This is a genomic window from Nocardia sp. NPDC004151, from assembly GCF_042874235.1.
In the GTDB taxonomy this organism is placed as follows: Bacteria; Actinomycetota; Actinomycetes; order Mycobacteriales; family Mycobacteriaceae; genus Nocardia.
The window spans coordinates 36,915-49,503 of sequence record NZ_JBIAMR010000004.1; the positions used below are offsets into that span (position 1 = coordinate 36,915).

General features: G+C 68.2%; 11 protein-coding genes. All 11 read right to left on the reverse strand.

The window, feature by feature from the left end; translation table 11 throughout:
* Positions 1 to 3 precede the first annotated feature (3 nt).
* Positions 4 to 1,875, reverse strand: a complete 1,872-nt coding sequence (nuoL, locus tag ACFYTS_RS10930; RefSeq protein ID WP_357277136.1) for an NADH-quinone oxidoreductase subunit L — start codon at positions 1,873 to 1,875, stop codon at positions 4 to 6.
* A gap of 16 nt (positions 1,876 to 1,891) precedes the next feature.
* Entirely contained in the window at positions 1,892 to 2,191 is a 300-nt protein-coding gene (gene nuoK, locus ACFYTS_RS10935) for an NADH-quinone oxidoreductase subunit NuoK (RefSeq protein ID WP_357010729.1), read from the reverse strand.
* Entirely contained in the window at positions 2,188 to 3,018 is an 831-nt protein-coding gene (locus ACFYTS_RS10940) for an NADH-quinone oxidoreductase subunit J (protein ID WP_357276537.1), read from the reverse strand. Before ACFYTS_RS10940 ends, nuoK begins: the two co-directional genes overlap by 4 nt.
* A complete protein-coding gene (nuoH, locus tag ACFYTS_RS10945) occupies positions 3,015 to 4,778 on the reverse strand; it encodes an NADH-quinone oxidoreductase subunit NuoH (RefSeq protein WP_387303788.1) in 1,764 nt (587 codons plus the stop codon). Before nuoH ends, ACFYTS_RS10940 begins: the two co-directional genes overlap by 4 nt.
* Before the next feature lie 82 nt (positions 4,779 to 4,860).
* A complete protein-coding gene (locus ACFYTS_RS10950) occupies positions 4,861 to 7,329 on the reverse strand; it encodes an NADH-quinone oxidoreductase subunit G (protein ID WP_357276534.1) in 2,469 nt (822 codons plus the stop codon).
* On the reverse strand, positions 7,326 to 8,648 hold the full coding sequence (gene nuoF / locus ACFYTS_RS10955) for an NADH-quinone oxidoreductase subunit NuoF (RefSeq protein WP_387302989.1): 1,323 nt from the start codon (positions 8,646 to 8,648) through the stop codon (positions 7,326 to 7,328). The genes ACFYTS_RS10950 and nuoF overlap by 4 nt, the downstream gene beginning before the upstream one ends.
* Complete coding sequence (gene nuoE / locus ACFYTS_RS10960; RefSeq protein WP_357276530.1) at positions 8,645 to 9,340, reverse strand: NADH-quinone oxidoreductase subunit NuoE; 696 nt, start codon at positions 9,338 to 9,340, stop codon at positions 8,645 to 8,647. Before nuoE ends, nuoF begins: the two co-directional genes overlap by 4 nt.
* The gene (nuoD, locus tag ACFYTS_RS10965) at positions 9,337 to 10,668 is read right to left on the reverse strand and encodes an NADH dehydrogenase (quinone) subunit D (RefSeq protein ID WP_357276528.1); all 1,332 of its coding nucleotides are present in this window, start codon (positions 10,666 to 10,668) and stop codon (positions 9,337 to 9,339) included. Before nuoD ends, nuoE begins: the two co-directional genes overlap by 4 nt.
* Entirely contained in the window at positions 10,668 to 11,447 is a 780-nt protein-coding gene (locus ACFYTS_RS10970) for an NADH-quinone oxidoreductase subunit C (protein ID WP_387302991.1), read from the reverse strand. Before ACFYTS_RS10970 ends, nuoD begins: the two co-directional genes overlap by 1 nt.
* On the reverse strand, positions 11,444 to 11,998 hold the full coding sequence (locus tag ACFYTS_RS10975; RefSeq protein WP_040808330.1) for an NADH-quinone oxidoreductase subunit B family protein: 555 nt from the start codon (positions 11,996 to 11,998) through the stop codon (positions 11,444 to 11,446). The genes ACFYTS_RS10970 and ACFYTS_RS10975 overlap by 4 nt, the downstream gene beginning before the upstream one ends.
* Positions 11,999 to 12,072: 74 nt before the next feature.
* Positions 12,073 to 12,453 (reverse strand): NADH-quinone oxidoreductase subunit A, encoded by a 381-nt coding sequence (locus ACFYTS_RS10980; protein WP_357276523.1) that lies wholly within the window; start codon positions 12,451 to 12,453, stop codon positions 12,073 to 12,075.
* Positions 12,454 to 12,589: the final 136 nt, after the last annotated feature.

Consider the following 12,589-nt stretch of genomic DNA (forward strand, 5'->3'; position numbering starts at 1 on the left):
CATTCACAGGAACCTCACCGCCAGCAGGGCGGCGACCACGAGGGCCGCGCCGGTGAACATGGACAGGGCGTAGGAGCGCACGAAACCGGTTTGCACGCGCCGGATCCGGGCCGACAGCCCGCCGATCACCGCGGCCGTGGAGTTGACCAGACCGTCGATGCCGCGGTTGTCGACGAACACCAGCGACCGGGTCAGGTGCCGGCCGGGACGCATGAACGCGGCCTCGTTGGCGGCGTCGCCGTACAGGTCGCGGCGCGCGGCCTCGACGAGCGGGTTGCCGGCGGGCGCGGTCTCGGCGATCGGGGACTTCGCGTACTGGTCGTAGGCCACCCAGACGCCGGCCGCGACCACCGCGAGCGCGAAGAAGGTGATGGCCCAGGCGGGAATCACCGGTTCGCCGTGATGTTCGCCGACCACCGGGGCCAGCCAGTTGGTGAGCGAGGACCCGTAGGCGAACAGCATGCCGGAGAAGACGGATCCGAAGGCCAGCAGGATCATCGGCCCGGTCATCGAGGCGGGCGCCTCGTGCGGATGCGTGCCTTCCTTCCAGCGGCGCTCGCCGAAGAAGGTGAAGATCATGACGCGGGTCATGTAGAACGCCGTGATGCCCGCACCGCACAGCGCGGCCAGACCGGTGACGACGCCGCCGACCCCGCCGTACGCGAACGCCGCCTCGATGATCCGGTCCTTGGACCAGAATCCCGCGAACGGCGGAACACCCAGGATCGCAAGGTATCCGAGCCCGAAGGTGACGTAGGTGACCGGCAGCAGCTTGCGCAGTCCGCCGTAGCGCCGCATATCGGTCTCGTCGTTCATGGCGTGCATGACCGAGCCCGCGCCGAGGAACAGTCCGGCCTTGAAGAAGCCGTGGGTCAGCAGGTGCATGATCGCGGCCGCGTACCCGACCGGGCCGAGCCCGGCCGCCAGCACCATGTAGCCGATCTGGCTCATGGTCGAGGCGGCGAGCGCCTTCTTGATGTCGTCCTTGGCGCAACCGATGATCGCGCCGAACACCAGAGTGACCGCGCCGACGGCCATGACGGCCGCCTGCGCGCCCGGCGCGAGATCGAAGATCGGGTTCGAGCGGGCGATCAGATAGACACCCGCGGTCACCATGGTGGCGGCGTGGATGAGCGCCGACACCGGTGTCGGGCCCTCCATGGCGTCCCCGAGCCAGGACTGCAGCGGCACCTGCGCGGACTTGCCGCAGGCCCCGAGCAGCAGCAGAAGCCCGATGGCGGTGAGGGTTCCGGTGCCCGCGTGGCTCGCCGACCCGAACACGGTCTGGAAGTCGATGCTCCCGAAGGTCGCGAACATGACCATGAGCGCGATGGCCAGCCCCATGTCGCCGACCCGGTTGACCACGAACGCCTTCTTCGCCGCCGTCGCGGCGGAGGGCTTGTGGTACCAGAATCCGATCAGCAGGTAGGACGCCAGGCCGACGCCTTCCCAGCCCAGGTACAGCACCAGGTAGTTGCCCGCGAGGACCAGCACCAGCATGGCGGCCAGGAACAGGTTGAGGTAGGCGAAGAATCGCCGCCGCCCCTCGTCGCCGTTCATGTACCCGATCGAGTAGATGTGGATCAGCGATCCGACGCCGGTGATCAGCAGCGCGAAGCACATCGACAGCTGGTCGAGTTGCAGCGCGAAGTCGACCTTCAACCCGGCGACCGGCACCCACTCGAACAGCGTGTAGTGCACGGCCCGTTCGGAATTCGGCCGGTCCAGCATGTCGGAGAACGCCCACGCCGCGACCCCGAACGAGGCGAGCGCCAGCGCGGTGCCCGGAATATGGCCCCACGTGTCGCCGATCCGGCCGATCAGCAGCAGGAATACGGCCCCCGCGAGCGGGAGCGCGGGCATCAGCCACAGCATCTGTGCGGTATCCATGTCAGTACCGCAGCAGGTTCGCGTCGTCGACCGAGGTCGAGCGGCGGGCACGGAAGATGCTCATGATGATGGCCAGGCCGACCACGACCTCGGCGGCGGCCACCACCATGGTGAAGAAGGCGAAGACCTGACCGTCGAGATTGCCGTGTGTGCGCGCGAAGGTGACGAAGGCCAGGTTCACGGCGTTGAGCATGAGCTCGATGCACATGAACACCACGATGGCGTTGCGCCGCACCAGGACTCCGGCGGCGCCGATGGTGAACAGCAGGGCCGAGAGGTACAGATAGTTGTCCGGATTCACCGCTGGCCTTCCTCGTGAGTGTCGTCGCCGGGAACGTCGCTACCGTCGCCGACGGTCAGCACGACCGCTTCGGTGTGGGCGCGATTGCGGCGGTGCCGCAGGATGGTGCTGACCGACAGCTCCTCGAAGGAGCCGTCCGGCAGCCGCGCGGGCGCGTCGACGGCATTGTGGCGGGCGTACACGCCGGGCGTGGGCAGCGGCGTCACCCGGGTCCCCGCGCGGAAGCGTTCCTTGGACAGGGTGCGCTGATCGGTAGGCGGCCCGAACCGTTCGCGGTGCGCGAGCACCATGGCGCCGATGGTCGCGGTGATGAGCAGGGCACCGGTGAGCTCGAACGCCCACACGTAGCGCACGAAGATGAGTTCGGCCAGCGCCCCGACGCTGTAGTTGCCGCCCAGGCCGGGACCGGTCTCGGCGACGCTCCGGTCGGCCATGCCGCGGGCGATGCCGCTGATGAGCAGCATGCCGAAGCCGGTGCCCACCACCACGACCGCGAGCCGCTGCCCGCGCAGCGTCTCCCGCAGCGACTCCGCGGAATCCACGCCGACGAGCATGAGCACGAACAGGAACAGCATCATGACCGCGCCGGTGTAGACGACGATCTGCACGATGCCCAGGAACAGCGCGCTCTGCGCGATGTAGAACGCCGACAGCGTGATCATGGTGGCGGCCAGGCACAGTGCCGAGTGCACGGCCTTGCGCGCGCAGACCATGCCGAGCGCGCCGAGCACGGCCACCACGGCGAGGATCCAGAACTGGACGGCCTCGCCGGTGGAGGTGTGCGTGACGATCTGCTGGGCGGGCTGGGCGATCCGGTCGGTGATCATGATTGCTTGGTCCCTTCCGCTCCGGCGAGTTCATCTGCCGCGCCGGGGACTTCGCCGCGGTAGTAGGAGCCCTCGTCCGCGCCGGGGTACATGGCGTGCGGCGGGGCGACCATGCCCGGCTGCATCGGGGCGAGCAGATCCTGCTTCTCGTAGATCAGCCCGGCGCGGTTGTCGTCGGCCAGCTCGTACTCGTTGGTCATGGTGAGCGCCCGGGTCGGGCAGGCCTCGATGCACAGACCGCACCCGATGCAGCGCAGGTAGTTGATCTGGTAGACGCGGCCGTAACGCTCACCGGGAGAGAAGCGTTCGTCCTCGGTGTTGTCGGCGCCCTCCACGTAGATGGCGTCGGCGGGACAGGCCCAGGCGCACAGCTCGCAGCCGATGCACTTCTCCAACCCGTCCGGATGCCGGTTGAGCTGGTGCCGGCCGTGATAGCGCGGCGCGGTCGGGGTCTTGACCTCGGGGTAGAGCTCGGTGTTGGGCTTCTTGAACATCGTGGATGCGGTGACCACGAATCCGCCCAGTGGGGCCAGCAGATCCGGCTTCGGCGTGGACGCCATCGGTGTCGCGGGCATCGGCGGCACGGGGAAGTCCGAGTACGCCCGCGTCGAATCCGGGTCCGGGGAGGCGTTGGCGCGGTCGTAGCCCGCGTGCCCGGCCCGGATCACCAGCGCCAGCAGCACGGCCGCGACCACCAGCCCGCCGATCACCATGCCCGCGGTCTGGATGTGGGTGCCGTTGTTCTGCAACACCTTCAGGGTCGCGACGAACATGACCCAGGCCAGCGACACCGGGATCAGGAGCTTCCAGCCCAGGTTCATGAACTGGTCGTAGCGCAGCCGGGGGAGCGTGCCACGCAGCCAGATGAACACGAACAGGAACGTCCACACCTTGGCGGTGAACCACAGCATGGGCCACCAGCCGCTGTTCGCGCCCGCCCACAGACTGATCGGGAACGGCGCGTGCCAGCCGCCGAAGAACAGCGTGGTGGCCAGCGCGGACACGGTCGCCATATTGATGTACTCGGCCATCATGAACATGGCGAACTTGAGCGAGGAGTACTCGGTGTGGAAGCCGCCGACCAGCTCGCCCTCCGCCTCGGGGAGGTCGAAGGGCGCGCGGTTGGTCTCGCCGACCATGGACACCGCGTAGATCAGGAACGACGGCAGCAGCAGGAAGACGTACCAGGTTCCCTCCTGCGCCTTGACGATTCCCGAGGTGGCCATGGTGCCCGAGAGCAGGAACACCGCGGCGAAGCACAGCGCCATGGCGATCTCGTAGGAGATGACCTGCGCGGTGGAGCGCAGCCCGCCCAGCAGCGGATAGGTGGACCCGGACGCCCAGCCCGCCAGCACGATGCCGTACACGCCGACCGAGGCCATGGCCAGGATGTAGAGCACGCCCACCGGCATATCGGTCAGCTGCAGCATGGTCTGGTGCCCGAACATGCTGACCTGCGGCCCGAACGGGATCACCGCGAACGCCATCACGGCGGGGATCAGCGAGATCACCGGCGCGAGAATGAAGATCGGCTTGTCCACGATGGCCGGGATGATGTCCTCCTTGAGGAGCATCTTCACGCCGTCGGCGATGGACTGCAGCGAGCCGCGCGGCCCGACCCGGTTGGGTCCGACGCGCATCTGCATGAACGCCACGATCTTTCGTTCCGCGTACACCGCCAGCATCGGGATGAGCAGCAGGAACACGAAGATCCCGATGGATTTCACCAGCACCAGCCACCACGGATCGTGGCCGAACATGCCGAGGGTGTTCGCGTCAGGCCCGGAGGAGGAAGCCTGCGTAACCACGGAGGGCCCCGCGAGCACCCTGATCAGATCGAGCTCACTCACGGTGGTCCTCCCGTCGGATACGCACGAGGTGGCCGGGTGTGGTGCCGAGCTGCACCAGCACGTCGGAGCCGGGGGAATTCATGGGCAGCCACACCACGCCGTCGGGCATCTCGGTAATGACCAGGGGCAGGGTGATGTGGCCGTGGTCGGTCGCGGCGGTCACCGGATCGCCGGTGGTGGCGCCGATCCCGGCGGCGGTCCGGGCCGACAGCCGCACCACGGGGGTGCGGGCGGTACCCGCCAGGTTGGGTTCGCCGTCCTGGAGCCGGCCGCGGTCGATGAGCATTCGCCAGGACGCGAGAACCGCTGTACCCGAATGGGGTTGGGCCGGCGGATGCGGGCGGTGCACCGGCGTAGGGGCGGGCGCGCCGTCCCAGACTCCGAGGTCGGCCAGTTCCGCGCGGGCTCCGGCGGCGTCGCGCAGGCCCAGCCGCACCCCCATCTCATTGGCTATGGCGTCGAGGACCCGGTATTCGGGCAGCGGCGCGGCCTCGCGGCGGACGGCGGAATCACGCAGGGCGGCTTCGAATTGGCGGTGGCGGCCCTCCCAGGTGAGGAACGTGCCCGCCTTCTCCATGGCGGAGGCGACCGGGAACACGACATCGGCGCGGGCGCTGATGTCGCTGCGGCGCAACTCCATCGACACCACGAAGCCCGCCGCGTCGATGGCCTGCAAGGCGGCATGCGAGTTGGGCATGTCGCCGACCTCGACGCCGCCGATGAGCAGCGCGCCCAAGCTGGGCGCGGCGGCCAGGATGGCGGCGGTGTCGCGGCCGGGAGTGCCCGGCAGTTCGTTCACGTTCCAGGCTTCGCGAACCTGTTTGCGCGCGGCGGGATCGGCGACCGGCCGTCCGCCGGGCAGCAGCACCGGCAGCGCCCCGGCTTCGAGCGCGCCGCGCTCACCGGCGCGGCGGGGGATCCAGGCCAGCGTCGCGCCGGTGTCGTCGGCCAGCCGCGCCACCGCGGACAGGCCACCGGGAATGCCTCCGAGGCGTTCACCGGCGAGGATGAGGGCGCCGGGCTCGCGCAGCAGGTCCGCGACCTCGCGCAGACCGCTGTATCCGGCGGTCAGATCGTCGGTTTCACCGGTCCGAATCGCTTCCAGCACATGCGGTTCGGCACCCGGCGCCGCCGGCAGCAGGGTGCCGGACAGCTTCTGCAGGCCGCGGGTCGCATACGGCGCGAGCGAGTAGATCGGTGTGCCGTTGCGGCGTGTGGCCTTGCGCAGCCGCAGGTGGACGATCGGCGATTCCTCTTCCGCCTCGAACCCCACCAGCAGCACGAACGGCGCGCGTTCGAGGGCGGCGTAGTCGACGGTGATGCCCTGCCCGGCCACCCGGGCGGCCAGGAAGTCGGCCTCCTCGACGGAGTGCTCGCGGGCCCGGAAGTCGATGTCGTTGGTGTTCAACGCGACTCGCGCGAACTTGGAGTACGCGTAGGCGTCCTCCAGGGTCACCCGGCCGCCGACCAGGACGCCCGCCTTGCCGCGCGCCGCGGCCAGTCCGCGCGCCGCCGCACCGATGGCCTCCGACCACGACGCGGGTTGGAGGCTGCCATCCCAGCCGCGCACCAGCGGTGTGGTGAGCCGGTCCTTCTCGGTCAGATAGGTGAACGCGAATCGGCCTTTGTCGCAGTTCCATTCCTCGTTGACCTGCGGATCGTCACCGGCCAGGCGGCGCATCACCTTGCCGCGCCGGTGATCGGTGCGCTGAGCGCAGCCGCTCGCGCAGTGCTCGCACACCGCCGGGCTCGACACCAGGTCGAAGGGCCGGGCGCGGAACCGGTAGGTGCTGCCGGTGAGTGCGCCGACCGGGCAGATCTGCACGGTGTTGCCGGAGAAATAGGAGTCCAGCGGCTCCCCGGCGGCCGTGCCGACCTGTTGCAGCGCACCGCGTTCCATCAGTTCGATGAACGGGTCACCGGCCACCTGCTGCGAGAACCGGGTGCAGCGCGCGCACAGCACGCAGCGCTCCCGGTCCAGCAGGATCGCCGAGGACAGCGGAATCGGCTTGGGATAGGTACGCTTCTCACCGTCGAAACGGGATTCGGCGCGCCCCGCCGACATGGCCTGGTTCTGCAGCGGGCATTCGCCGCCCTTGTCGCACACCGGGCAGTCGAGGGGGTGATTGATGAGCAGCAGCTCCATCACGCCCTCCTGAGCCTTGGCGGCCACGGGCGAGGAGACCTGGGTGCTGATCACCATCCCCTCGGCCACGGTCTGGGTGCAGGAGGCGACGGGCTTGCGCTGCCCCTCGACCTCCACCAGGCACTGCCGGCACGCGCCGACCGGGTCGAGCAGCGGATGGTCGCAGAAGCGTGGGATCTGGACGCCGATGAGTTCGGCGGCCCGGATCACCAGGGTTCCGGCGGGCACCGAAACCGGAGTGCCGTCGATGGTCACGGTCACCATGTCGGTGGGGGTCACCCCGCCACCGGTTGTGGAGCTCACTGTCGAGGTCATCGTGCTCCTTGAGTGGCCCAGGCCGTGGTGCGGGCCGGGTCGAACGGGCAGGCGCCGAGGCGGATGTGCTCGGCGTACTCGTCGCGGAAGTACTTCAGGGAGGAGAAGATCGGGCTGGCCGCGCCGTCACCGAGGGCGCAGAAGGATTTGCCGTTGATGTTGTCGGCGATGTCGGCCAGCTTGTCCAGGTCGGTCTCGTGGCCCCGTCCGCTCTCCAAGCGTTGCAGCAGCTGGACCAGCCAGTAGGTGCCCTCGCGGCAGGGGGTGCACTTGCCGCAGGATTCGTGGGCGTAGAACTCGGTCCAGCGCAGCACCGCCCGCACCACGCAAGTGGTGTCGTCGAAGATCTGCAGCGCCTTGGTGCCGAGCATGGAGCCCGCGGCCGAAACACCCTCGTAGTCGAGGGGGACGTCGATGTGCTCGGCGGTGAACAGCGGGGTCGACGAACCGCCCGGAGTCCAGAACTTCAGGGTGTGCCCCTCGCGAATGCCTCCGGCGTAGGTCAGCAACTCGCGCAACGTGATTCCGAGAGCCGCTTCGTACTGGCCCGGTCGCGTCACGTGACCGGAGAGCGAGTAGAGGGTGAACCCCGGCGACTTCTCCGTGCCGAACGACCGGAACCACTCCACGCCATTCGCGAGGATGAGTGGCACGGACGCAATGGATTCCACATTGTTGACCACGGTCGGGCAGGCGTAGAGGCCGGCTACAGCCGGGAACGGGGGACGCAGGCGCGGCTGACCGCGGCGGCCCTCGAGCGAATCCAGCAGCGCGGTCTCCTCACCGCAGATGTAGGCGCCCGCCCCGGCGTGCACCACGATCTCCAGGTCGAAACCCGAGCCCTGGATATTGCGGCCGAGATAGCCCGCCTCGTACGCCTGCTGCACGGCGGCCTGCAATCGGCGCAGCACCGCCACCACCTCGCCGCGCACGTAGATGAACGCGTGCGAGGCGCGAATGGCGTAGGCCGCGATGATCACGCCCTCGATGAGGGTGTGCGGCGTGGCCAGCATGAGCGGAATGTCCTTGCAGGTGCCAGGTTCCGACTCGTCGGCGTTGACCACCAGGTAGTGCGGCTTGGTGACGCCGTCGGGGCCGGGACCCTGCGGGATGAAGCCCCACTTCATGCCGGTCGGGAAGCCCGCGCCGCCGCGGCCGCGCAGACCGGAATCCTTGATGGTGGCGATGACCTCGTCCGGCTGCATCCGCAGCGCCTTGGGCAGCGCCCGATAGCCGCCCTGACTGCGGTAGGACGCCAGGGTCCAGCTGTCCGGGTCCGCCCAGTGCTTGGTGAAGACGGGAGTCAGAGCAGTCGTCACCGAGCGCCTCCGTCGGTCGGGTTCTCTTCCGCGGCACGCAGACCGGCCAGCGACGCGGGCCCGGCCACACCGTCGGTGGCGCCGGGTCGCTGGTCCGGGTAGCCCGCGAGGATACGAGCGGTCTCGCGGAACGTGCAGGGCGGGATGCCGCTGCGCGAGGCGGTCGGCGGCTGGTCGCGGCGCAGCGAATCGACCAGTTCCTTGGCCGATTCCGGGGTCTGGTTGTCGAAGAACTCCCAGTTGACCATGATGACGGGCGCGTAGTCGCAGGCGGCATTGCACTCGATGTGCTCGAGGGTGACCATGCCGTCCGGGGTCGTCTCGCCGTTCCCGAGTCCCAAGTGCCGCTTCAGGTCCGCGAGGATCTCGTCGCCGCCCATGACCGCGCACAGCGTGTTCGTGCAGACGCCGACGTGGTAGTCGCCGGTCGGGGTGCGCCGGTACATGGAGTAGAAGGTGGCCACCGCGGTGACCTCGGCATCGGTCAATCCCAGCTGCTCGGCACAGAATTCGATGCCGGTACCGGACACGTAGCCCTCGACCGATTGCATCAAGTGCAACAGGGGAAGCAGTGCCGAACGCGGATGCGGGTACCGGGCGATGATCTCCCGGGCCTCCACCTGTAGCCGGTCGTGCGCCTCCGGCGGGAACGGGATCGGCCGCGTGGTCAGGTTCAGCAGGATCTCGGTCATCGGTCCACGCCTCCCATTACCGGGTCGATGGAGGCGACGGAGGCGATCACGTCGGCGACCAGGCCGCCCTCGCACATCGCCGCCACCGCTTGCAGATTCGTGAACGAGGGGTCGCGGTAGTGGACCCGGTACGGGCGGGTGCCGCCGTCGCTCACCATGTGCACGCCCAGTTCGCCGCGCGGGGACTCGACCGCCACGTACACCTGGCCGGGCGGGACCCGCAGACCTTCGGTCACCAGTTTGAAGTGGTGGATCAGCGATTCCATGGAGGTGCCCATGATCTGGCCGATGTACTTCGGCGAGTTGCCGAGGCCGTCCGGCCCGAGCTGCAAGTCGGCAGGCCAGGCGATCTTCTTGTCCTCCACCATGACCGGGCCCGGCCGCAGCTTGTCGAGGCACTGCTCGACGATCTTGACCGATTCCTTCATCTCGTTGACGCGAATCAGGTAGCGGCCGTAGCAGTCGCAGCCGGTGTCGGTCTGCACCTCGAACTCGTAGTTCTCGTAGCCACAGTACGGCTGGGACTTGCGCAGATCGTGCGGCAAACCTGTGGAACGCAGCACCGGTCCGGTGATGCCGAGCGCCATGCAGCCCGTCAGATCCAGGTAGCCGACATTGCGGGTGCGGGCCTTCCAGATGGGGTTCTCGTTGAGCAGCATCTCCATGTCCCGCAGGCGGGTCGGCAGCAGGTCCAGCAGTTCGCGGACCTTCTGCACGCCGTCGTCCGGGAGGTCCTGGGCCAGGCCGCCCGGGCGGATGTAGGCGTGGTTCATGCGCAGACCGGTGATGGTCTCGAACACGTCGAGGATCAGTTCGCGTTCGCGGAAACCGAACAGCATCGGGGTCAGCGCGCCCAGTTCCATGCCGCCGGTGGCCAGCGCCACCAGGTGCGAGGAGATGCGGTTCAGCTCCATGAGCATCACGCGGATGACATTGACGCGCTCGGGGATCTGATCGGTGATGTCGAGCAGCTTCTCCACCGCCAGGCAGTACGCCGTCTCGTTGAAGAACGGCGACAGGTAGTCCATGCGGGTGACGAAGGTGGTGCCCTGCACCCAGCTGCGGTATTCGAGATTCTTCTCGATGCCGGTGTGCAGGTAGCCGATGCCGCAGCGCGCCTCGGTGACGGTCTCACCCTCGATTTCGAGAATGAGCCGCAGCACCCCGTGCGTGGAGGGGTGCTGCGGGCCCATGTTCACGACGATGCGTTCCTCGGCGATGCCGTCCAGGCTCGCGGAGATCTCGTCCCAGTCGTTTCCCACCACGGTGACCGAGCGTTCGGGCCGGTCCTGGGTGTCACGACGGGACTTGGTGCCGGTGTTGTTCATCAGGAGTACGTCCTCCGCTCGTCGGGCGGCGGGATGCGCGCGCCCTTGTATTCGACCGGGATTCCGCCGAGCGGATAGTCCTTGCGCTGCGGGTGTCCACGCCAGTCGTCGGGCATGGCGATGCGGGTCAGCGACGGGTGACCGTCGAAGAGGATCCCGAAGAAGTCGTAGGTCTCCCGCTCGTGCCAGTCCACCGTCGGGTAGACCGAGTACAGGGAGGGCAGGTGCGGATCACTGTCCGGCACAGAGACTTCCAGCCGCAGGCGGCGGTTGTGGGTGATCGAGTTCAGGTGGTAGAGCGCGTGCAGCTCGCGCCCGGTGTCCTCCGGGTAGTGCGCGCCGCTGGCGCCCAGGCACAACTCGAAGCGCAGGGCTTCGTTGTCGCGCAACGTCTTCGCGACCAGCACCAGGTGATCGCGGCGGATGTGCAGGGTGAGCTCGCCGCGGAACACGACGATCTTCTCCACCGCCTCGTCGAAGGTCTTGGCCAGCGCCAGGCGCAGATGCGCGATGATCTCGTCGAAGACCGGGCCGTAGGGGGCGGGGGTACCACCGGGCATGGAGACGGTCTGGACCAGGCGGCCGTAGCCGGAGGTGTCGCCGGTGCCGGAGACGCCGAACATGCCCTGGCGCACGCCGATCACATCGTCGGCCGGCGGCGCGGGCTCGGCGGCCGGAGACTCGGCGGCGGCGGATTCGGTTGTGTCCGGGGTCTTCTCAGTGGGTTCCACGGCCGCCTCCGGGGGGCTCTCCGTGCCGACAGGTGCATCGAAGCTCATCGCAGCAGCCCCTTCAGCTGAATGGTCGGGGTGCTGGCGAGCGCGGCGGCTTCGGCCGCGCGCACGGCCTCTTCGCGATTGACGCCGAGCGGCATCTCCTGAATCTTCTCGTGCAGCTTCAGGATCGCGTTCAACAACATCTCCGGCCGCGGCGGGCAGCCGGGCAGGTAGATGTCGACCGGCACGATGTGGTCGACGCCCTGCACGATGGCGTAGTTGTTGAACATGCCGCCCGAGGATGCGCAGACACCCATGGCCAGCACCCATTTCGGTTCGGTCATCTGGTCGTAGACCTGGCGCAGCACCGGGGCCATCTTCTGGCTCACCCGGCCCGCCACGATCATCAGATCGGCCTGGCGCGGCGAGGCGCGGAACGCCTCCATGCCGAAGCGGGCGATATCGAATCGCCCGCCGCCGGTGGCCATCATCTCGATCGCGCAGCACGCCAAGCCGAACGTCGCCGGCCACAGCGAACTCTTGCGCAGATAGCCGGCCAAATCTTCCACCGTGCTCAGCAGGAACCCGCTGGGCAGTTTCTCCTCGAGACCCATGTCGGACTACTTCTCCCGGATCGGGACATCCCGCCTCGCACGGGATGTGTGAATGGAAATCCCCTGTGCGCCGATCAATCCCAGCTGAGACCGCCGCGCCGCCACTCGTAGGCGTAGGCGACCGAGACGTTGAAGATGAACAACGCCATGGCGGCCAGCCCGAACACTCCGAGTGCGTCGAAGTGCACGGCCCACGGGTAGAGGAAGACGATCTCGATGTCGAAGATGATGAACAGCATGGCGGTGAGGTAGTACTTCACCGGAAAGCGTTGGCCCGCAGCGTTTCCCGGACCGCCCGCGACCGCGTGCGGGGTCGGCTCGATACCGCATTCGTAGGCCTCGAGCTTGGCCCGGTTGTAGCGCCTGGGGCCGATCAGGGCCGCCAGGAAGATGGAGAACACCCCGAACGCGGCGGCGACCGCGCCGAGAACCAGGGTCGGTACCTCGATATTCACTTCAGCACTACCCCTCCTGCGAGCTGGACGACGCACTACGGACGGCAGCGGGCGCGGCGGGATGATGTCAGTGGTGCATGGCAGTCATGCATCTCCCCGCGCTCCTGTGAGCTACGGCACAGATTACAACTCGGAC

Excerpts from the sequence above, each read along its gene's own strand:
- nuoL (WP_357277136.1), bottom strand. The coding sequence starts at position 1,875 with ATGCTGTGGCTGATGCCCGCGCTCCCGCTCGCGGGGGCCGTATTCCTG.
- ACFYTS_RS10940 (WP_357276537.1), bottom strand. The coding sequence starts at position 3,018 with ATGATCACCGACCGGATCGCCCAGCCCGCCCAGCAGATCGTCACGCAC.
- nuoH (WP_387303788.1), bottom strand. The coding sequence starts at position 4,778 with ATGTTCGGCCACGATCCGTGGTGGCTGGTGCTGGTGAAATCCATCGGG.
- ACFYTS_RS10950 (WP_357276534.1), bottom strand. The coding sequence starts at position 7,329 with ATGACCTCGACAGTGAGCTCCACAACCGGTGGCGGGGTGACCCCCACC.
- nuoE (WP_357276530.1), bottom strand. The coding sequence starts at position 9,340 with ATGACCGAGATCCTGCTGAACCTGACCACGCGGCCGATCCCGTTCCCG.
- nuoD (WP_357276528.1), bottom strand. The coding sequence starts at position 10,668 with ATGAACAACACCGGCACCAAGTCCCGTCGTGACACCCAGGACCGGCCC.
- ACFYTS_RS10970 (WP_387302991.1), bottom strand. The coding sequence starts at position 11,447 with ATGAGCTTCGATGCACCTGTCGGCACGGAGAGCCCCCCGGAGGCGGCC.
- ACFYTS_RS10975 (WP_040808330.1), bottom strand. The coding sequence starts at position 11,998 with ATGGGTCTCGAGGAGAAACTGCCCAGCGGGTTCCTGCTGAGCACGGTG.